17 protein-coding genes and 2 pseudogenes are annotated in these 20,433 nt (G+C 54.4%); 9 read left to right on the forward strand and 10 right to left on the reverse strand.

Features of this window, described 5'->3' with window-relative positions; translation table 11 throughout:
• Positions 1 to 736: 736 nt before the first annotated feature.
• Positions 737 to 945: pseudogene (locus tag C8N36_RS22050) on the forward strand (integrase core domain-containing protein); the annotation flags it as partial.
• 32 nt (positions 946 to 977) lie between these two features.
• Here the strand turns inward: C8N36_RS22050 and C8N36_RS22055 are convergent.
• Both C8N36_RS22055 and C8N36_RS22065 read right to left on the reverse strand, forming a co-directional pair.
• A complete protein-coding gene (locus tag C8N36_RS22055) occupies positions 978 to 2,351 on the reverse strand; it encodes an IS30 family transposase (RefSeq protein ID WP_170125956.1) in 1,374 nt (457 codons plus the stop codon).
• Between the two features lie 128 nt (positions 2,352 to 2,479).
• Positions 2,480 to 3,574, reverse strand: a complete 1,095-nt coding sequence (locus C8N36_RS22065; protein WP_245911028.1) for a tyrosine-type recombinase/integrase — start codon at positions 3,572 to 3,574, stop codon at positions 2,480 to 2,482.
• An 86-nt stretch (positions 3,575 to 3,660) separates the two neighbouring features.
• Here C8N36_RS22065 and C8N36_RS22070 point away from each other — a divergent pair, with 86 nt between their 5' ends.
• From C8N36_RS22070 to C8N36_RS24010, 5 genes are all read left to right on the forward strand, one after another.
• A complete protein-coding gene (locus C8N36_RS22070) occupies positions 3,661 to 4,407 on the forward strand; it encodes a hypothetical protein (RefSeq protein WP_097806877.1) in 747 nt (248 codons plus the stop codon).
• Between the two features lie 522 nt (positions 4,408 to 4,929).
• Positions 4,930 to 5,484 carry a discoidin domain-containing protein gene (locus C8N36_RS22075; protein WP_097806878.1) on the forward strand — a complete coding sequence of 185 codons (555 nt, stop codon included), beginning with the start codon at positions 4,930 to 4,932 and terminating at the stop codon, positions 5,482 to 5,484.
• 41 nt (positions 5,485 to 5,525) lie between these two features.
• On the forward strand, positions 5,526 to 5,879 hold the full coding sequence (locus tag C8N36_RS22080; RefSeq protein WP_097806879.1) for an SH3 domain-containing protein: 354 nt from the start codon (positions 5,526 to 5,528) through the stop codon (positions 5,877 to 5,879).
• Between the two features lie 69 nt (positions 5,880 to 5,948).
• The gene (locus C8N36_RS24720) at positions 5,949 to 6,083 is read left to right on the forward strand and encodes a hypothetical protein (protein WP_255253634.1); all 135 of its coding nucleotides are present in this window, start codon (positions 5,949 to 5,951) and stop codon (positions 6,081 to 6,083) included.
• Positions 6,084 to 6,512: 429 nt separating this feature from the next.
• The gene (locus C8N36_RS24010; protein WP_141468243.1) at positions 6,513 to 6,932 is read left to right on the forward strand and encodes a helix-turn-helix domain-containing protein; all 420 of its coding nucleotides are present in this window, start codon (positions 6,513 to 6,515) and stop codon (positions 6,930 to 6,932) included.
• A 668-nt stretch (positions 6,933 to 7,600) separates the two neighbouring features.
• Here C8N36_RS24010 and C8N36_RS24015 read toward each other — a convergent pair.
• Together C8N36_RS24015 and C8N36_RS22100 are read right to left on the reverse strand one after the other, a co-directional pair.
• On the reverse strand, positions 7,601 to 8,296 hold the full coding sequence (locus C8N36_RS24015) for a hypothetical protein (RefSeq protein ID WP_146227694.1): 696 nt from the start codon (positions 8,294 to 8,296) through the stop codon (positions 7,601 to 7,603).
• Positions 8,297 to 9,395: 1,099 nt separating this feature from the next.
• On the reverse strand, positions 9,396 to 10,031 hold the full coding sequence (locus tag C8N36_RS22100; protein ID WP_097806883.1) for a sulfotransferase family protein: 636 nt from the start codon (positions 10,029 to 10,031) through the stop codon (positions 9,396 to 9,398).
• 408 nt (positions 10,032 to 10,439) lie between these two features.
• On the opposite strand from C8N36_RS22100, the gene C8N36_RS22110 reads away from it, so the two are divergent.
• Positions 10,440 to 11,327, forward strand: coding sequence for a tyrosine-type recombinase/integrase (locus C8N36_RS22110; RefSeq protein WP_097806885.1), 888 nt, complete (start codon positions 10,440 to 10,442; stop codon positions 11,325 to 11,327).
• Between the two features lie 11 nt (positions 11,328 to 11,338).
• Positions 11,339 to 12,534, forward strand: a pseudogene (locus C8N36_RS22115) (IS91 family transposase).
• A 278-nt stretch (positions 12,535 to 12,812) separates the two neighbouring features.
• On the opposite strand, the gene C8N36_RS22120 reads toward C8N36_RS22115, so the two are convergent.
• The 5 genes from C8N36_RS22120 to C8N36_RS22140 form a co-directional block, all read right to left on the reverse strand.
• Positions 12,813 to 12,965: a hypothetical protein gene (locus C8N36_RS22120; protein WP_170125957.1), complete on the reverse strand. Its 153-nt coding sequence runs from the start codon at positions 12,963 to 12,965 to the stop codon at positions 12,813 to 12,815.
• Positions 12,966 to 13,403: 438 nt separating this feature from the next.
• Positions 13,404 to 14,153: a DeoR/GlpR family DNA-binding transcription regulator gene (locus C8N36_RS22125; RefSeq protein WP_097806887.1), complete on the reverse strand. Its 750-nt coding sequence runs from the start codon at positions 14,151 to 14,153 to the stop codon at positions 13,404 to 13,406.
• Entirely contained in the window at positions 14,153 to 15,769 is a 1,617-nt protein-coding gene (locus C8N36_RS22130) for an ABC transporter permease subunit (protein WP_245911029.1), read from the reverse strand. Before C8N36_RS22130 ends, C8N36_RS22125 begins: the two co-directional genes overlap by 1 nt.
• Positions 15,770 to 15,843: 74 nt before the next feature.
• Positions 15,844 to 16,878: an ABC transporter ATP-binding protein gene (locus tag C8N36_RS22135; RefSeq protein WP_097806889.1), complete on the reverse strand. Its 1,035-nt coding sequence runs from the start codon at positions 16,876 to 16,878 to the stop codon at positions 15,844 to 15,846.
• Between the two features lie 85 nt (positions 16,879 to 16,963).
• Positions 16,964 to 17,971, reverse strand: a complete 1,008-nt coding sequence (locus C8N36_RS22140; protein ID WP_097806890.1) for an ABC transporter substrate-binding protein — start codon at positions 17,969 to 17,971, stop codon at positions 16,964 to 16,966.
• A gap of 206 nt (positions 17,972 to 18,177) precedes the next feature.
• On the opposite strand from C8N36_RS22140, the gene hisN reads away from it, so the two are divergent.
• Entirely contained in the window at positions 18,178 to 18,990 is an 813-nt protein-coding gene (gene hisN / locus C8N36_RS22145) for a histidinol-phosphatase (protein WP_211318274.1), read from the forward strand.
• 294 nt (positions 18,991 to 19,284) lie between these two features.
• Here the strand turns inward: hisN and C8N36_RS22150 are convergent, their stop codons facing one another.
• On the reverse strand, positions 19,285 to 20,430 hold the full coding sequence (locus C8N36_RS22150) for an IS30 family transposase (RefSeq protein ID WP_370739172.1): 1,146 nt from the start codon (positions 20,428 to 20,430) through the stop codon (positions 19,285 to 19,287).
• Positions 20,431 to 20,433: the final 3 nt, after the last annotated feature.

Consider the following 20,433-nt stretch of genomic DNA (forward strand, 5'->3'; position numbering starts at 1 on the left):
AGATCAAAGTTAGATTGGTTCCAAATCGGTAGTCGTTCTACCCTAACAGGGGCAATCGTTGTTCCTGCCAACCATTGGCAAAGTTGATCGGCCCTGCTGAAGCGGCGGTCGTCAGGGCGGCGAACAGCGCCACAGATATCGCAAAGAGCATTTGAAATTCCTATTTCCACCAACAATTAAAGTAGCGCCGGCCAGGCAAAAGCAAATGGCGAAATCGTTGATGTAACGCGATTGTCATGCGTGCTTTAAACGCTGCGCGTCAGGCAAAGACAGACGAGTAATTTCAGAAGAACGGATTTGCGGTCGATCAGATCGGCGTATTGTTGGTCGAGCCAACAAAACACTTGAGCAGCCCCGCCTGAGTGGTCCAAATTGAAAGTTAGTGCATGGTTGGCCTTTGGTCCCAAAAAAACTGACGATAGACACCGATGCCGGGTTGCCCGGACAGGTGATCTGACGAATATCACTCAATCTTAGATCAGTCATATATTCGCGGCACAATACCTCAGCGTAGCCTATGACTTTTTTGGTGGCATGATTCAAAGCCTGTTCGCTAACTGATGAACCTAATATCACTAACTTCATTTGCTACCGTGCATTCAGTGAAGTTCTTCTAGTGAACTACCTACGGGTTTCACTTGCGCAACTTGTACCCAGATTATTCACCTGAAGCTCGGTGGGACAGTCAGTTTTGACCTAAGTTACTGATAAATTGACGAGAATGTTGCGGCTAGAACACATCAAACCCGGCAAGCCAAAGCAGAACGCGTATTTCAAGCGCTACAAACGCAAGGTTCGTGGTGAGTGGGCGGGCAGTACATTTTCGAAACCATAGATGAGGCACAAGACTAGGCGACGGAATGGCTGTGGACCAATAGAAACGAGCGACCCGGCATGGTCGTCGACGGTGTCACACCCGCTATGAAACTGACAACAGCCGCTTAAACTCTACGAGTGGACCCGATGGATTCAGCCGGTCATCGCAACACTTGCTCTAATCTATTAGATGGTGACTGGAAGCCCAAGGTTTTTCGTGGGCGTCCATTCAAATGCCGTGCGACGTCATCCAAGTCTTTCTGAGAGTAACCCGCAAGACAGGAACCCTTTGGGAAGTATTGTCGTAGGAGACCGTTGGTATTTTCATTCGTACCGCGTTGCCATGGGCTGCTTGGGTCGCAAAAATAGACATCGATCCCAGCCTGGTCTTTGAGCTTATGATGTTGCGCCATTTCAGCACCCTGATCCCAGGTTAGCGATTTGCGCAGATGGCCGGGCAAATGTTGAATGGATTTGGCGATGGCATCTCGCACAGCTTCGGCACCATGCCCTTCAAGAGCGGGGCCGTTTCTCCGGCGCGGGCCATCGCCGTGACCCGGCATCGGTGGCAGGTGCAATAGAAGGGTGAAGCGGGTTTTGCGTTCAACGAGCGTCCCGATAGCGGAGCTTTTCAAGCCAAGGATTAAATCCCCTTCCCAGTGGCCCGGCACAGCGCGATCAGCAACTTCAGCCGGACGTTCACTGATCATGATTTCATCTGGTACAAAGCTTCTTCCACTCCCTTTTCGGCGGGCCCGTGGCACCCGTAAAGCGCGGCCTGAACGTAAGCACGTGACGAGCTCGCGGCGCAGTGCGCCACGTCCCTGAATAAACAAGGCCTGATAAATGGTTTCAGGGCTGATGCGCATTGAGGGATCTTCCGGATAGTCTCGCGGCAAGCGTCGTGCAATTTGTTCAGGCGACCAAGCTGTTGCCCAACGACGGTGCTGACGCCGCACGGATCGACGTTTGGTCCAAGCAACATCAGGGCCAGGTACAATGTCGCCGTCTGGACCTGTCACATTACCAGACAGCCGGTCTTCGATATACTGGCGCAAAATCGGGTTCTGAGCCAGCTTTGTAACTTTAGGACGCCTTGCCGCGCGGTTTGCATGCCATTGCGCCGTCGTTGCGCGGTACTCAAAACCGCCGCTGCGTGTTGCAGCATTACGGCGCAACTCCCTTGATATCGTCGATGCCGCCCGTCCTATTTTGCGCGCAATGACACAAACGCCAAGACCCTGCGCACGGTATAAAGAAATCTCCTCACGCTCAGCGAAGGATAGGTACCGCCCCGTTAGTGGCGGCGAAGACTTTGAATATTGCGATGGTGGCATGCCTCCAGCCTCCCGAAACCAACGACCGCCAACCGGGGCAGACGCGCCAACCTGAACCGCCGCATCTTCGCTGGAAAGTCCTTTGCCGATCAGCTTCCAGAACATTACGTGTTGCTTTCGATGCGCCGCTTTCGGCCTTCCCGGTGAACTTAGTTTTCTTCGCGTACTTTGATCTGAGGCTCGTTTGTGTGTCGTCATAACCGTCTCCATCTTGAAACCGTTGCGACGACCGATTGAATCCGCCTTGGCTGCCGCGGTCCGTGTGATGGATGCAGCCCTTGGGCGGTGTGCGGAACGCGATGGCCATCTTCAACGGATGACCCGTATCAACCGCATGGGCTGAACCCCATACACAGAGTTTCGGATACTCCCGCGTCCATTAATTCGCGATCAAGTTTCTCGAACATGGATACATCCTCTTCGGCGTTCTCAAATAGGTGCCCGTAAACGTCCATTGTCATCGTAATTGATGCATGGCCGAGCAGCGTTTGAATCTTCTTCGGATTCCAGGCTTGCTCAATGAAGAGTGACGCGGCCGCGTGGCGCAGGGCATGAATGCCGAATTTTGCCTGGCCGTTTTCTCCAACAATTCCTTCGGCTACCAACATCGGCTTAAAGACGCGGTTGTAAATGTTGGAGTAGTTCTGCACTTTTCCAACAGAATTGGGAAACACGAGCCCCAACGCGCTCTCAGGTGCATTTTTCTGCCAAATGGACAGCTCAGAAAACACGGTCGGAGCCATTGGGATCTCTCGTGTGCCCGCCCGGCTTTTTGGCAGCCCGATCTCGCAGTATTCGTCAGCCCGCTGACAGACGCGGATCACCTTTCGGTCGAAATCTACGGCCTCCCAGGCAAGCCCTCTCAATTCGGAAATTCGCATACCAGTGAAGATTGCGGTGATGAACATGGCGCGATGCGAGGCGGGGGCGTTCTCGATGATGCTTCTGATCTCGTGTTTGGTAGGGACGACCACGCGCTTTCCGTCTTTGCGGGCGCTGCGCTTGACTTTGATCTCGGCAGCCACGTTGTGAGACGCCCATTCACGCTCAACAGCCTCTGTCAGGATCGCGCGAAGGCTAACCATGATTTTCTTGACCTGCGCGAGGGAAACTCCGTTGTCGACAAGATCATCCATAAAATCACGCACGTCTCCGCGGGACAGAGTGGTGAGCAGGAGATCGCCGATCTTCGGTTCAATGTGGATCCGGGCATGGCTGCGATAGGCTTTCATTGTCGAGCGCTCCAATTCGTTGCGCTCACAGGATTTGAGCCAACTTTGGCAGGCATCGGACAGGGTTTTGGACGGACGGGGCATGTTGTTCTCTCGGGCTGATTGATGACCTTCTACTATAGGAGAGGGAAAATCGTCCTTCGGGTATTTTCCGCCAGTCTTGTGATTTCTGTTCGTCAGGATCAGCATGCGATACCTGTGCCTTTCCATCTGGTCTGATTATCTGTAACACTCCAATTGGCGGCGTTTGTGTTGCTGCAACGTTAAGGTCCAAAATGCCAATCGCTTATCTATTACTCACGCATGGTCCGAAGCCAAAGGGCCCGATCAGAGATCATCCCGCCGTCAGGCAACAGCTCGCAAATTTGGAAAGTTTCATTGCGGAGAAAGGCAAGCCTGAGGCGTTTGTTTTCGTCGCCGATTACGCAAGGCAGCATCGGTCTTTGAAAGACTTGCCCAAGCTTGAGCACGTTTTGAAGGTTGCCCAAGACAATGACACTACCGTCATTATTGACGATTTTCGACGACTGTTCGCACACTACGCGGGAACAGAAGTGGGTCAGTTTCTGGAAGAGCTACGTGTGTTCAAAGATCAGTTCATCGATTTGAAAACAGGAATGCGGCTTGGGCGCTTCTCCCAAAATCAACTGTTGCTTCTTTGCGTCACTGAAAGCCCTATCAAATACGTCCGCGCCCCTACGCCTCGCAAACCGCGTTCACTTGAAGACCGGCAAAGTCAGACGCAGAAAGCCAAGGCTATTTCAAAGTCCGTCCGATCAAAGGCTGCAAATGAGAAAGCGCTTGAATTGACCGACTTGCGCGACAAGCTTCAGGATGAAACCAGGGAAGTCACTCTGACACAGCTCGCCGACGCAGCAAGTGAAGCCGGGCTGCGCACAACGCGTAATAATCTTTGGACGGCGAGTTCTGTGGGACGGTCACTCAAGAGGTTTGAAGCAAAGTCAGACGTGGCAAAGACGACGGATACACAGGCAAAGGCGGCACTTAAAGCGACAGACTAACCATAAGTGTAGGGTCGTTTTGAGTGGACGTTCATTGGCATCGCCAAGTTGGCCGGACCAAACCCTTACACGAAGGATCTCGGCGATATAGCTCGGCGGAACAGGGTAGGGTGCGTGTTTGATCGAGAAATGCTCGGTTTGTCGGTTTTCCCCGCTCTAACCCCGTATTAAACCCGTACCAATTTGGCGTTTTCTCTAAGGGGTAGGGTATTCAATGCTCCCCCAGTGATAGATTGTGCGCCAGAGTGCGTGGCTCGAGTTCTGGTTGCGTTTGGCGATTTTTGCGCTGCCGTGCAGGCACCCGCGCACGGAGACGCGCACAGAGTCTGCCTGCGTCGCTGGTGGGTGGAGCCGCTGTTTAGACACTGCCGTCCGACAAACTCCTTTTCCCTTTGACGCAGATCATGGGGGAATATGTCCCATGCATGCGGTTATTACATGACCATGAAGGCGCGTTTAGAATTCATTGGACAGTGGTTGTTTCGATAGGAGAGTGGATTTTGAAGTTCAGAGGTGTTTAAGATGATCAATCTTACAAAACACATGACGCTTGGTGCTCTTCTTTTATTTGGCATGCCCGTCTTTGCCGGACAGAGTTGTGCGCAAATGGGGGCAACTGAGCTGGTAAGGAGCCAACTCTATTGCGCCTCGTCGGTGCTAGCTCCTCAATCCGGCAACACCTATGGGCCAGAGAACCTGTTCGATGGCAATTTTCGTACTGCTTGGTGCGAAGGTGTCGCAGGCAATGGTGAAGGGCAGGAAATATACGTCAGGATAGAAGACGGAATTCCGTTCCGTCGTTTGTTGATACACAATGGCTATGCCAAATCGACCGATACCTACCGAAGCAACGGGCGGGCTCGGTCCATCGATGTTTTGACGGACCGGGGTGATCGTATTCGAACTGTGTTGCCAGATACATCCAGTGAAGTGGTGTTAAATCTTCCGGGTCCCATTGAGTACCACGAACTTAGAATCCGGATCGTAGATGTATATCCGGGTGCAAAGTATCAAGATACCTGCATCAACTTAATTATCCCGGATTTCGAGTATGAAAGATCTCTGGAATTCCAATAAATTCGATCAGTTTTTCAAAATAAACCAGTGGAAGCATTCTCATGGAAAGACGTTTTGTAAGCTTGGCGCTTGTTGCCCTTTTGTTTTCACCTCTTTCGGCCAGCGCAGATGCATCCGGGCCGGACTATTTTCGAATTGTTGGTGTCGCCTCAAGCGATGTTCTTAACATTCGTTCACAGCCTACAGCGCGGTCCGCCATCATCGGGACAATTTCACCGAGCGGAGACGGTATTGAGAACCTCGGATGCCAAGGTGGTTTCAGCTACGCTGAGTGGGAAGCGGCTTCGCCTGCTGAACGCGAAGCCGCAAGAAAGCGGGTATGGTGCCGGATTAATTACCGGGGCGTGAGCGGTTGGGTTGCGGGGTGGTTTCTGGCCGAAGGAAGTGCCCGTTGATCAGTTCATGATCCTTGCTTGCAGGGAGAGGGTGTTGATGGTCTTAGGTGTCCTCGCTGGCCATAGGATTTGAATGAGCTAATTGTCGCAGAGGCGCTGTTGGATGGTGCGACTATGAACGCGATTGCGTCGCGCTATTTGTCTGGTGTCCTTACGGGTGTCCTCAACGCACAGGCTGTCTTCGAACATTTGGAATGGGAGTAAAGCATGTCCGTAGCCAAACTGAATTATGGAGTGGGGCGTGCCCGAGCTCTCGGGAAAGGCGGGCCCGCCAGCCATTGCGCTATCTTTCCACATCAGTCCGCCTGACACGAAGTCCTAGGACCGTGCTGTCCTGCTATGGGCGGAGTGCCTTGCTTCAAATCCAGATCCTGCTGCAATCCTTATAGTGGCACGGACAAAGTGAATGACCGCTGCATGATGGCAGGCTGAACTCGCGCGGCCCCAGGGGCGGCACAAGGCGCGGTCAGCTGAAAACCTTAGCTCACCCCAGGCAAGCACCCGTTGGGGTGGTCTAGTGGGGCTTGTGGTGACTCTGGCGCGTGTCTGCCCTTCGTTCGGCGGTGATTGGGCGCGCCTAGATAAGGACGTGTCACAATTCTCTATCACAACACATCGAAACAAAATCACGAGGTGATAGAAATGACCACGAGCCCAACAGCAAAGATGCTTTCCGAGGCGATTGATGCTTCTGACATGACCCAAAGGGAGATCGCTGACCGGATCGGGATGAATAACGCCAATGTCATCAGCATGATGAAACAAGGCATTACAAGGGTTCCATTGAACAGGATTCCGGCCTTTTCCAAAACCTTGGACATGGACGCACAAGCCTTCCTTATGACCGCCATTGAAGAATATCACCCGGGAACACGCGAAGTGTTGGTGGACGTTCTTGGGCTGCCATTTAGCGAGACGGAGATGAAAGTGCTGGGTTTAATGAGATCGGCCGAAGCCAGCGGGATTGTTGATGCTATCGAACCGTTATGGACGTATCTGAAACCGGTTCTGAAGTTGATTGAGGCAGAAGGCTCGAAAGGAAAGAGCAGCTAGAGAGGTTGGCTAGCGGGCAGATTGCATATGTTGGATTTGGCGATGGATTTCCGCGTAGCAAATGAATGTGTGATCTGCCCAATACGCAAACTTCCGCCCTTCTTGTCTATCGCCCTGCCTGTATTTGTTTTGCTGATTAGTGTTTAGATAGATAGATAAGTAAGTTATTAGGGATCGGCTTGAAGGGATTGTCCGTCCTAAGGGTTCAACTTTGGGATCAGTTAAGCCTGTATGGCTGAACGCTCTCAGGTAGGCGGAAATGGGACGTTCCCTCTATAAGGGGATTCCGTCAACAAAAGTTTCGCAAATCCGTGCCCTAGAGGCCGCGGTTGGCTACACCTGAGCGGAGCTTCAGGCGTCCCCGTTTTGAGCTTTTAAAATGTCTCAAGCGAGCTGTGAGAGTCATGTCTACCTTCCTGTTTAGACCAGGTTCGGACACAGGCTTTAGTGCCTTTCTCATCGTGCACCGTAGGGGTTGTGACATGAGTTGCCCGGTCGTTTGGGGGCAGCGCTGAATTAGATCAATGCAGCCAGTGAAGCTTCGTTTCGGCGCAGCTCCTTCTAATGTGTTTGGTCAGGCTTGGCTATAGCTGCTTGGAACATTCCCAGAGAATCGCGGTAAGTCCAGCGGACTGCAACAAAAGCATCAGTTTTCTAGAAAGTGATGTTTAGGTTGTCCACTGCGTTTCAAGAGCCTTGAGAGCTCTGTCTACCTTCCTGTTTAGATTAGGGTAGGAGACAAGCCGCCCTTTCTTCCCAAGTTTTTGAGTATGATATGAATTTTCATCGAATAGTTCGGTTTGTGTTGCCGCTAATGTGAGTGATCTATGCAACCTATCCAGTCCGTAGACACCTCCGCGTCGAAATGTTTCCAGCTCGAAAACGCCGGTTCCTATTTCATGGAACTTTGCCGTTCCATCCCCTTCAAAGGTTGGAAGGTAGAACTCGAATATTAGTTTTCTGATCTCTCGGAACTTGTAGCGAAATAAATCCTGGAGCGAATGGATGCCAAGCGCTCTCGGAATACCGAACAAACCGTTCTCTTCAAGCAGACTAACCTCTATTCTCGCCCGCCAGTGATTTTCGGGCAATTTGCCAGCGACGGATTTGCCCGGATCTCTCCGGTCCGAGGTTTTGTCCATTATCCTCAACAATACGCTTTGCTGGTTGGACCCCACATAGTAGGTCATGTCTAATTGTGGAGGATGGTAGGCCGATAGTATCAAGGCCGAAGCGCTTTTGTCCCTAATTCCAGCAGAAGCAAGTTTCGAACCCAGCTTGGGTATTGTCTGACGTACAACAAACTCAACCTGTTTGTGTTTTGAGCCGAAAAACCTCGGGGAACATTTCTGCAGTTCTGTCAAATTTGGGGCCACGCGTAGATGTCTCAAGAGCAGGTCTTGTATTTGCCATCTCTTGAGGTCGCGTTCGCTCCGCGACCAGTTTCCGTTTGCTCTGGCTTTGAAGTCGACGGATATCTCAATCCCCGAGACAGGTAGGCATCGGACGCATGTATCTTCTATTTTGTAATATAAGATAGCACTTTGAAACAAAGGGACCACGTCCCGCGGGTTGGGTTGTTGAATCCGTACAATGAAATAGCTCCCACGGTAACCAGATTTTCGCTCAGGACCGGATACGTGCAAGGTGCAGTTTGACCCGAGATCCTTCAGCTTACTGTTTAAGAAACGGTGAACATTTACCGCTTGGTGGACACCGGGTGTTTCCAGAGAAACTTCAAGCCAATCGACAACAGCGGTGCAATTGTAATCGTTCAGCTCAATTTTCGGTGACAGGACGCTTCTTCCAGCAAGCACTGGCTGTGGCTTGCGACCACCCGTAGGACAGTAGCGCTCCAAAAAGTAGGGAACACTCGTCAGCGCTTTTGACGGTATGTCGGTCGGAGGTTTCGTGAATTTAAGCGGGAAAGTCATTGGCGTGGACACGAGTTGGGCAGTTTCCTATTTGACGTTTGTAGGTCGTCAAAAACTGGCCGGTTTAGGTAATGAATTCAATACCCAAAGCGTTAGTCGTTCGTCTCTTTTTATAAGCGCGAAACAGCTCAATCATTTGAAATTTCTTTGTTGCACAAATCGGGTGATGGGCTTCCTGCTGCGACCCAAGCGTGGCGGATGACATCCACGAAGTGCAGGACACGGACGACGTACAAGACCCGGAACTGGGCGGAGTACAATATTTCTACTGGCCGTTCGTTGTGCCACGTCGCTAGCTCCGGCCCCCTAATAGGAATGCTTGGGAGTCGCGAGCGGCCCAAACCGGCCTTTGGCTGGGAGGCCTAACGCCGCAATGCAGCTTCATCAGGCCAGCCGTTCGACGCACTGCGCAGCATTATTGACGGCCAGAAGGAAGGACTGCGGACAAAACGGGCTTTCGCTGCGGCTGCGCCAATGACCGCTTTCCAACCAAACAGACTTGAATTGAGATTCGGGGTCGTTTGTCACGCTAAGACGGTTCACCACCCAAAACTTCCCAAAAGTCTGCCCTCAGATTGTGGTGGGGAAACGGAGTATTGGGTACAGGAACGTCAAGAAAGGCGCATAGTGGCTCCCACCCTTGTGCGACATCAAAGACTAACAGCTTTTCAGCGGGCACAGTCGCGCGGACATCCTGTGTTCTTTGCTCAAAAGCGGCGATTGCGGCTTCGCGATCTCGGAACTTCCCGCCGAACGTTTGCTCGCCAATAAAATCGCGATTCATATCGAGCAATTCGCGAATAGGCGGAGGGACGTCCATGGAGGGATACGCGTCCAACAGTTTGCCAATAGTCTTATCAAAGCTGGCCCACCATTTTCCGGGTGGACGGACAGAATGTAGAACCTTTGCATCTGGAAACGCGGTCATTGATTGCCGCCAGAAATGCGCGCCGGGCCAATCAACCTGACTGGAATATCCCTCATATACGCCGTTCCAATCGCGATCCTGCCCACCGACCAACGCCTGCCAGTTTGGTAGCTGGTCAAGATTCTCAACAATTTCGTACATGTGGTGACAGGGACCAAAGCCCAAAACTTCGAGCGCTTCCTTGATTGACTTCGTACCTGTCCGGCCAAAGCCAGACCCAATTACTTTCAATGCCATGCCTATTTTCCTCCCCTTTAAATGTCATTTGACCTTAAACGCACCGCGCATCATATCCATGCAAAAAAGCTTATTTTCTTTGCAGACGTTCATGCATCGTGCAGCATCGGTCAAAATGGGCTCCGACTTGCCACTCGCTGCACTCGGCTCGAAGGACCGCTGTCGGGAAATCGCCCAGACTTTGCAAACTCCGCTCCCTGCGCAGAGCCGCCGTTGCAGTGCCCCATGGGTGGCCGGGTGCCACACGCAAGCACTTGAAGTTCCGCTGTCAGCCCAAGGACTAAGCCGCTCTCGCGGCAATGGCGCTTGTGGTTGGCGTTTCGAGCGATACCAGATCTGGCCGCATTTTGCGATCTGGCTGACCTGTCTGACGATTGAGGTTTCTCATTCTGATGACAGGAGGATTTTATGACAGAGGAAAAGATGAGCCCGCTGCGTGCGCGGATGATGGAGGATATGCGCATTCGCGGGATGGGTGATAAAGCCCAGAAGTCGCATATCCGAGCGATTAAGGATTTCGCTGCGTTCCTTGGTCATTCACCGGATACTGCCACGCCCGAGGAACTGCGCGCGTATCAGTTGCATTTGACTGATACCGGGGTGACGCCTTCGACCTTTAACACCCGCATTGTGGCACTGCGGTTCTTTTTCGGCATCACCTGTGGGCGCGAGGACATGAAGTGCTTCATGCAGTTCAAGACCAAGCCGAAGAAGCTGCCGGTGGTGTTCAGCGTGCAAGAGGTGTCTGATCTGTTGATGGCGACGCCGGGACCGGGGCTGAAGTACCGGGCTGCACTCAGCATCTCCTATGGTGCTGGCCTGCGCGCATCCGAGGTTTGCAGCCTCAAGATCAGTGACATTGATAGTAACCGGATGCTGATCCACGTTGATCAGGGCAAAGGCGGCAAGGATCGCAAGGTGATGTTGTCACCGGGTCTGCTCGACCTGTTGCGGGAGTATTGGAAGGAAGCGCATCCGGAGGGCTGGCTGTTCCCTGGAAAGCCCAAGATTAACCCGATCTCGTCGCGCCAATTGAACCGTGCATTTACCTCGGCCAAGCACATGGCGGGCATTTCCAAACCTGCAACACTGCACACGTTGAGGCACAGCTTTGCCACGCATCTGTTGGAGGCCAATACGGATGTCCGCGTCATTCAGGTGCTACTGGGCCATGCCAAGCTGACGACAACGGCGCAGTACACCCATGTGGCCACCAAGACGATCAAAGACACCGTCAGCCCTTACGAGATGCTGGCTGGCCTGCAAGACCAGACCCTCAAACGAAGCCTGGAGTAATCGGCGCGGCATTGTCCCGCCCGACGCTGGAGATCGCTGACATTTTCCGCAGTTATGGCCCCGCGTACCGGCAGGCCAATGCCGGGCATATCAACCTGAGCCAGCTCAAAGTGATGTCGTCAATTGAAGCCTGCCGGACCGAGGCGCTCGGCGGGCATGTGGCGGCGTGCACTAAGTGCAATCATCAGCATATCGCCTATAACTCCTGCAAGAACCGGCATTGTCCCAAATGCCAAGGACCGGCGGCGCGCGACTGGATGGCGGCGCGTGCTGAAGACCTGCTGCCGATCGAGTATTTCCATGTGGTCTTCACACTGCCAGCAGAGATTGCCCGGATCGCGTATTGGAACAAGAAGGCAATCTACGGACTGCTGTTCCGCGCATCGGCCCAGGCGGTGACCACCATTGCCGCTGATCCCAAACGGCTTGGTGCGCGGGTAGGTATGACCAGCGTGCTGCATACTTGGGGATCGGCTCTCACCCATCACCCTCACGTCCACATGATCGTTCCCGGCGGGGGCCTGTCGAAAGACGGCAACCGTTGGGTCGCATGCAAGCCGGGGTTCTTTCTGCACGTGCGGGTTTTATCCCGACTGTTTCGACGCTTGGGCACCTCGAAAGGCTGCTGGCTCTGCATCGTGCAGGCGAACTTAACTTCTTTGGTGATCTAGCTGCATTATCAGAACCGCAGGCCTTTGCGGCATATCTCGCCCCGTTGCGCAAAAAGGAATGGGTCGTTTATGCCAAACCACCCTTCGGTGGCCCCGAGGCTGGGCTAGCTTATCTCAGCCGTTACACGCACCGCGTCGCCATCTCCAACAGCCGCATCGTCAGCGCCGATGCCAACACGGTTGCGTTCCGATGGAAAGACTATCGTATCAAGAATGGAGAACGCCTAAAGGTGATACGGCTGGCTACACCCGAGTTCATCCGCCGCTTCCTGATCCATGTCCTGCCGGACGGGTTCCACCGCATCCGCCATTACGGATTGCTGGCGAGTGGAAACCGTAAGGCCAACATCGCAAAAGCCCGCGCGTTACTTGGGGCAGAACCGGTCAAAAACGAAGATCCGCCAACCGCAGAGATCATCCCACTTACGCTCCGCGAACCATGCCCCGATTGCGGCGGACAAATGCGCATCATCGAGACCTTCAGGCGGGGGCAAAAGCCACAGACCCGAGCGCCACCACGAAAGGTCGCCGCATGACGAGATGTCCGTCAAAATGCAAAATACCTGCTCCCTCATGCACTTCTTCAGGGTGGAGTATTGTGCTGCCTCAAGCGATCCAATATGCTGAAAACGCGCCAATGTTCATCGTTATCAAAGCCAAGATCATGCCACCCAAGGCCTATGAAACGCTTCGAATGCCATCGATAAATACGCCAAGGCTCAAAACAACCTACAGCAGCCTCGCACTTTCCCCATAGGTCACACTCAGCATCCCACGGCTTCCTCCTTGAGAGGTTTGTCAACGCGGGCCAAGGTCAGTCCCGCGCCGAAACCTCGCGCAGTGGCCCGCATCGAAAAACCTTCATCAAAGCCGCCTTGCGGCAGCGCGGCAGCCCGTCTGCATCGAAATCACGCGTGATCGCCGCTGCCCAGTGACCGGTGTCAGCCCATTCTGTTGAAAAACTCACCGCTTCGCCTGAAGGAACTGGATTGCCGGAAAATAGTCCCGCTAACATACATATTTTCAAACAACGTTTGCCAAGGGGGCTATCGCGAGAACAGCGTTCCAAATTTTGGAGGCGATTTTACTGTGGCAGAGTTTTTCAACAGAATAAGCCCAAAGCGGTTGTTGCTAACGGGGCATCTCGCCGCCTCATCTTATGTCGATCTGAAGAGACGTGGGCAATCGTAGTAGGCCGCACAGAAGTGGGACTTTTCAGACATTGATTTGGCCTAAAGATTCCTAACCACCCCATGCATGATGCGCTCAATGTAATCCACAGTACTGATTACGCTGGCTTCGCGATCAGCCCGTCGCCACCCTGCGACACCACGTTTGCATTCGACCGCCAAAGACCCGCACCATCCTCGCAAGCACAAGCTATGGTGGCTGCCATACTAAAAGGTTAGATGACTTCGATGTTGGCCATTTGAAACTGGTCGAGTAGGGCTCTGGGGGCAGCACGATTGGTGACCAGCGTTTTGATCTCTTCCAGGTCCCAGGCACGAACTCGGTTGGTAGTGCCCAGTTTGGCGTGATCGGCCAGAACAACCGTTCGCACAGCCTGCGCGGCCATTGCGATCGAGACTTCGGCCTCTTGCAGGTCATAAAAATATGACCCCTTTTCCGGATGCAATGCGACAGGCGCCGAAAAGCAGAGTTCGACCTCAAAGCGGCGGATCTCCGACAGGGTCAGTTCTCCCACTGTTGCTGGCACATCTGCTGCGATCCGCCCGCCCAGCAGGATGACTTCAATACCACCGGCTTGCAGCGTTGTGGCGATGTCCAGCGAATTGGTGATGACTGAAACACCAGGGACCTTGACGAGCTCTCGGGCAAAGACCGCGGTGGTCGATCCGGCATCTACCATGATTGTCTGACCTGGCTGGATCAGGCCGACGGCTTTCTTTGCGATCTCGGTCTTTGCCCGGATCTGAGTTGTCATTCGCTGGCGAAAAGGGTCCTCTGTGCGGGTTTCAGGCAGGACGGCACCGCCGTGTACCCGCGCCACCTTGCCGATCTCTTCGAGGTCGAGCAAATCTCGGCGCACGGTTTCTCGCGAGACGCCAAGCATCTCAGCCAGATCATTGGCGCTGACCTGCTGATTGGCGGCGAGCATCGACAAGATACGCTGGTGACGCTCCTTTGCCCACATCAGACCGCCCCTTTGCTGCGACGCCCCATCAGCGCAATCGTTACCTTCATGGACAGGACCGCTACACAGACCACTGCCATCACGCAAGTGGAGAAGGCCGCCGCCTGAGACGTTAGCCCGGCATCATCCAGCCGCATGATCGTCACGGCGGCGACACTCAGTTTCGGTGTAGTCAGGAAGACCACGGCCGAGAGGGTCACCATGGAGCGCATGAAGAGGAAGAAAAAGACGGAAACGAGCATCGGTGCAATGAAAGGCGCAACGATGTCCCGCGCCGTGCGGCCAAGCCCGGCACCCAAGCTCCCGGCGGCTTCCTCAAGTGCTGGAGGCAGTTGGCGAAAGCCCGTCATCACGGTCAGGAACCCCTGTGTGTGGTAGTGGTAGAAGTTGACAATGGCTATCAGCGCTGCGGTCCCATACAGTAGATAGAGCGGTGTCGCCGTGGAATTGAAGGTCAGGATATAGGCCAGTCCAAGCACCATGCCCGGCACGGCGGCAGGCATCGCCGCGAGAATCTGGATCGGCTGGGCGATGGCTTGCGGCAAACGGCGCAGCCCCAGACCCAGTAAGAACACCGCAACGGTCCCGCCGACCGCTGCCGCCAGGGACACAACGATTGTCATCCAAAGAGACGAGTACCCGCCTGCAAGAGTGATGTTGTAGTGTTTGAGCGAGAGCGACATGTTGTAGGGCCAAAGCGTCACAAAGCTGGCATAGACCACGATCCCGATCACAGCGACAATGCCAGCGCAGATCACCAGCGAGACCGCCGCCATAGTAATATCGCGCAGCGGCGCAAAGCTGGGCTGGTAGGCAACCTGTCCCGTGGACTGTCCTGCCTGCTGTCGCTTCATTGCCTGCCGTTCGATGCTGTAGGAAATCACCGTGGGTAGCAGCAGCATGATACCGACCACGGCTCCCATGTTGAAGTTTCTCTGGCCAACAACCTGACTGTAGATTTCCGTTGCCAGTACAGAATAGTCACCACCGATCACGGCTGCATTGCCAAAATCGGTGATGGTTATGGTGAAGCAGACGAAGGCGGCATTCAGGATACCAAACCGCGCGGCAGGAAGGGTCAGATCGCGGAACTGCCGCCAGGGAGACGCACCCATGACCTCGGCGGCCTCATAGGTGCGCGCGTCCAGCAGAACCAAAGCGGCGCCGATGATCATCACCGCCTGCGGTAGCGCATAGAGCGTGTTGGCGATCAGCAGCCCCCAGAAGCCATATATCTCAATCTCTACCCCAAGCGCCCGGCTGATGACGCCATTGCGCCCCAACAAAAAGATAAGTCCAAGCGCCTGCACCAGTGAGGGCGCCAGCAGCGGCAGTACGATGATACCGCGGACCAGCCATTTTCCCCTGAAGGCGCAACGATAGAGGCCCTGTGCTATGATGAAACCAAGGAAAACGCTGAGAACCGTGGTGGCGCCGCCCATCGTCAGCGAATGCCGCGTCGCCCGCCAAAAGCCGGCAGAGCCGAGTACCTCGGTATAATTGCCGATTCCGTAGCTGTCTCCTACGGTGATAGAGCGCAGGAAGACAATCACCATCGGGTAGGCAAAGAACAGGATCAGCCCGATCAGTGGCAAGCCAACACAGGCCAGCGTCAAGAGCCGGTCCGCGTCAAGGGAGCGGCGCAAGGGGGAGCGCTGCAATGGGGGGCGGGTAGTCTGGCCAATGCTGCTCATGCCGGGGTGGTCTCGGGCTGTTCCGCGTCATCAAGGACCCAGGTACAGGCCTCTGTGCTGATGCTCAGCTCAACGCTGTCCCCCGTGCGGCATGGAGACCTGCCGTGGGTTTCAACCAGCAGCGGTCCGGCCGGGCAGTCCAGCTCAAGCCGTTGCAGATTGCCCAGAAAACTGATGCTTTGCACGGTGGCCACGCCATTTTCAGCTGGCTTTATCGCGATCTGCTCGGGGCGAATACAGGCGATATAGGCCTTTTTATCAGCTGGATAGGTCGCCAGAAGGTCCGGAAAGTGCCGCGCCACCTCTTCGGTTGCCAGAAGGTTGCTGCTTCCCATGAACTCCGCCACAAAACGCGTTGCAGGTCGGTGGTACAGATCTTCGGGCGTGCCGGCCTGCACCACGATACCGTGGTTCATACAGATAATCTTGTCGGCAAGCGCCAGAGCCTCTTCTTGGTCATGGGTCACCATGAGCGTAGGAATCTCCAGCGAGCGCTGCACCTGCCTGATTTCGTCGCGCAATGTCGCACGGACTTTGGCGTCCAAGGCCGATAGCGGTTCGTCCAACAGCAAGACCCGTGGATCAACAGCAATCGCCCGCGCCAATGCAATCCGCTGCTGCTGGCCGCCGGACAGTTGGCCTGGCAGTTTGTCGGCCATTTTCGGTAGCTTCACGAGTTCCAAAAGCTCGGTCACACGTGCCGCGATTTCCTTTGCGGAAATACCGCGAATTTTCAACCCGTACCCGATATTCTCGGCCACACTCATGTTTGGGAATAGGGAATAGGATTGGAAAACAATGCCAAAGTCGCGTTTGCGGGCGGGCAGGTCGGACAGGGTTGCCCCCTCTAGCGTGATTTCTCCGCCATCCAGGTCGGTCAGCCCCGCGATCAGCCGCAGCAGGGTGGTCTTGCCGCATCCAGACGGGCCAAGCAGGCAGACAAATTCGCCCTTCTCGATCTCGATGGATACGCGATCGAGCGCAGTAAAAGTGCCGTAGGTTTTGGTGGCATCACGGACGGTCAGATACATTGGAGATGTGCTTTCCTTGGCCTGAGGGTGGTCCACGACCAAACTTAAAAGTAACGGGACGACCTTGGCCGCCCCGCTGTTTGGCTCAGCGGCCGAACTTTTCTTTCCACAGTGCTTTCACCGCGGTCTGCTGGGTCGAAGCCTTCACAAAGTCCACATCCGCCAGGATTGTGGAGATGTCAGAAGGTAGGCCAGCGGCCTCTGCGGCTTTGGAAACGTCAACACCTGGTACGGTGATCAGGGCCTTATAGGTCTGGTACAACCCGATAGCTTCGTCTGACATGGTCCAATCAAGGAAAGCCTGAGCGGCCTCTTTGTTATCCGAGCTTGCCATCAGGCCCGAGGCCTCAAGCTCATAGCCAACTCCACCTTCAGGAAAGACCATCGCCAGAGGATAGCCTTCCTCAATTGATTGCATCGCGGTGAAGGCCAGCGAGATTCCGACGGTATATTCGCCGACGCGGGCTGCTTTGCACGGCTTGGATCCGGAAGATGTATACTGCGCCATGTTGGGATCAACAGCTTCGAGCTTGGCCCAGCCGGCGTCTTCGCCCATGCCTTGCAGAACCGCGTTCACATGAAGATAACCAGTGCCCGAAGAGTTCGGGTCAGGCATCACCACTTCGCCTTTGAAAGCAGGATTTTCAAGGTCCGACCAGCTTGTCGGCATTGGCAGGCCCTTTTCCTCAAGCCTTGCTGTGTTCACGCAGAAGGCCCCCATGTACCCGATTGGCGCGAACCACTTGCCGCTTTCGTCCCGGAATGTGTCAGGCAGCACGCCAACACCCTCGGCGGCATAGGGCTCCAGCATGTCAAGGATCTGTGGGTCCATCATGGCGCTGACAGCCCAGCCCCAAATCACGTCGGCCTGTGGATTCCCGGCCTCGGCCAGCAGCCGCGCTCCGAGCTTGCCAGTTGACAGGCGCAAGACGTTGATCTCGGTGTCTGGCATGGCGGCTTGGGCAGCCTCGACATAGGCCGCAATCTCTTCTTCTTCCAATGCGGTGTAGACAGTCAGGTCATCGGCAAGGCTAGGCGCGGCAAAGCCGAGGGTGGCCATCGACAGCGCGGTGGTCTGAATCCAGGTTTTCATAGTGATCTCCTTGTTGGTCCATATCTGTTGGCCCGGACCTATATCCGGAAGGCTGCGGGCCCTTGAATAGACCCGTTCTGATTGCCCCGCTCTTGTTGCGAGTCTGGGGTTATTTGTGTAGTCTTGCGTTTTTGTGGCATTTGTCTACGATTAATTCTCGAAGCGGGCGATCACGGCCTGCCAGAACCCGCATTTGAGGAAATTCTATGCAGATGCTCACAACCCTTCCTGAAATGGACCGGCTTACCCAGTTTGCGAACAGCCTAGCTGACGCGACTGACGTCATGGCCATGACCTTTTTCCGCAAGCCGCTGGATATTGAGGCCAAAGCGGACGATTCGCCGGTCACGCAGGCAGACCGGGCGATCGAAGAAGAAATGCGGCGCCAGATCACCGAGGCTTTCCCATCGCATGGGATCCTTGGCGAGGAACAGGAAGCCACGCGGCTGGAGGCCTCCAGTCTGTGGGTCATTGATCCAATAGACGGCACCAAAAGCTTCCTGTCTGGCATGCCAACCTTTGGCACGCTGATCGCTTGCCTTACCGAGGGCAGGCCCGACCTGGGAGTGATTTCGATCCCACCTACTGCAGAACGCTGGGTCGGTCAGCGTGGCAAGCCAACCTTACTGAACGGCACCCCCTGTCAGACCAGCGCGAAGACGCAGCTTGCCGATGCGATCCTGTATACCACCAGTCCGGACAGCTTTGACGCTGCGGGATTGGCACAGTTTGAGACCCTGTCGAAACGGGCTGCTCTGAGGCGTTTTGGCGGCGATTGCTATGGCTATGGCCTGCTTGCTTCAGGTCATGTTGATCTGCTGTTAGAGATGAGCCTGCAACCCTATGACTACATGGCCCTCGTCCCGGTGATCGAAGGCGCCGGCGGCGTTATCACAGACTGGGAGGGTCGGCCGTTAACATTGAAGTCCGAGGGGAAAATCATCGCGGCCGCCAGCGCCCCGCTGCACGCAGAGGCGCTGACGGCACTGCGCAGGAACGATACAATCGGTAAGCCTTAACCTGCACAGGCAATCGCAGGCAAAACTAGGAGGTCCGATTGTGCTGGATGTTCCAAAAGAAAGCGCTGCGGAGAAATATCCGATAGTTGAGGACCTCTATTTCTCGACAATATTCCCTCTAGAAAATTTGCCACCGTCATTCGCGCAACTCACGGCGAGTCCAATCCTAACTCGAACATTGCGCGGGACGTCAAACTAGTGTTCCGCGTCAGGCAGGAAGAACCGAAAGTGTCTGACGTCAGCGCCGATAGTTCGGTAATCCCCCCTAAAATTAGTGGTGATGGATTCAGCCGGTCATCGCAACACTTGCTCTAATCTATTAGATGGTGACTGGAAGCCCAAGGTTTTTCGTGGGCGTCCATTCAAATGCCGTGCGACGTCATCCAAGTCTTTCTGAGAGTAACCCGCAAGACAGGAACCCTTTGGGAAGTATTGTCGTAGGAGACCGTTGGTATTTTCATTCGTACCGCGTTGCCATGGGCTGCTTGGATCGCAAAAATAGACATCGATGTCCGTTGCTACAGTAAATTTTTGATGTGCAGCTAACTCAGTACCCCTGTCCCAGGTCAGGCTTTGTTTGAGGTGATCGGGTAGGTTGCTCATTTGGCGGGCCAACGCAGGAACGACGTGGTCTGTCTTCTTTCCACTTAGCTTTACGAGGATCGTAAATCGGGTCTGACGCTCCACAATTGTGGCGATATAGCTGTTTTTTGAACCGCAAATGAGGTCTCCTTCCCAGTGTCCTGGGACAGCACGATCTTCTACGCTCGCGGGCCTTTCGCGAATGGGTATTCCATCGACGATTTGGCTTCCTGACCCTGGCTTGTGACCTTTGGCATGTCGAAATTTGCGTTTGCTTCTAAGATGGTTACGAAGTTCTTTGCGCAACAGGCCTCGTGTTTGCACAAACAGGCTTTTGTAGATTGTCTCGTGCGACACGCGCATTCCTTCGTCGTCAGGGTACGTGAGCCTGAGCCATCCAGAGATTTGTTCAGGTGACCAGTCATCGCAAAGCCTGGCATCAACAAGATCTTTCAGCATCGGGTTCTGACCGAGCAAAAATGGCTTTGGTCGCCTTCCGCGTTGCCAAGCTGATTTGTCGGCGACGGTAGCACGATATCGCCTCCTACCGCCGTTTTTGTTGATCTCACGACTTACCGTTGAAGGGCTGCGGCATAAGATTCCAGCAATAAACCGAATGCTATGACCATGCGCTATTCCACGCAAGATCTCTTCGCGCTCTTCTAATCTCAGAGCTTGGGCGCGTCTTTGCCTAAACCGAGGTCGAATACCTCCATGATATTGCAAATATGAGAAAACCGTCGCCGGTGGCTTCTCGATAACGCGCGCAATACTCGCCATCGGTGTCCCGCGTTCCCACTCCTGCCAAATCACTGACTTCTTCTGTTCATCCATCGGTAAATGTTTCCGCATCAACACAGT

Origin of the sequence: Pelagimonas varians (assembly GCF_003208435.1) — a bacterium.
In the GTDB taxonomy this organism is placed as follows: domain Bacteria; phylum Pseudomonadota; class Alphaproteobacteria; order Rhodobacterales; family Rhodobacteraceae; genus Pelagimonas; species Pelagimonas varians.

Bases quoted from the DNA above. Each gene is read 5' to 3' on its own strand.
- C8N36_RS22055 (WP_170125956.1), bottom strand. From the start codon at position 2,351: ATGACGACACACAAACGAGCCTCAGATCAAAGTACGCGAAGAAAACTA.
- C8N36_RS22065 (WP_245911028.1), bottom strand. From the start codon at position 3,574: ATGCTGATCCTGACGAACAGAAATCACAAGACTGGCGGAAAATACCCG.
- C8N36_RS22070 (WP_097806877.1), top strand. From the start codon at position 3,661: ATGCCAATCGCTTATCTATTACTCACGCATGGTCCGAAGCCAAAGGGC.
- C8N36_RS22075 (WP_097806878.1), top strand. From the start codon at position 4,930: ATGATCAATCTTACAAAACACATGACGCTTGGTGCTCTTCTTTTATTT.
- C8N36_RS22080 (WP_097806879.1), top strand. From the start codon at position 5,526: ATGGAAAGACGTTTTGTAAGCTTGGCGCTTGTTGCCCTTTTGTTTTCA.
- C8N36_RS22100 (WP_097806883.1), bottom strand. From the start codon at position 10,031: ATGGCATTGAAAGTAATTGGGTCTGGCTTTGGCCGGACAGGTACGAAG.
- C8N36_RS22110 (WP_097806885.1), top strand. From the start codon at position 10,440: ATGACAGAGGAAAAGATGAGCCCGCTGCGTGCGCGGATGATGGAGGAT.
- C8N36_RS22125 (WP_097806887.1), bottom strand. From the start codon at position 14,153: ATGTGGGCAAAGGAGCGTCACCAGCGTATCTTGTCGATGCTCGCCGCC.
- C8N36_RS22135 (WP_097806889.1), bottom strand. From the start codon at position 16,878: ATGTATCTGACCGTCCGTGATGCCACCAAAACCTACGGCACTTTTACT.
- C8N36_RS22140 (WP_097806890.1), bottom strand. From the start codon at position 17,971: ATGAAAACCTGGATTCAGACCACCGCGCTGTCGATGGCCACCCTCGGC.
- hisN (WP_211318274.1), top strand. From the start codon at position 18,178: ATGCAGATGCTCACAACCCTTCCTGAAATGGACCGGCTTACCCAGTTT.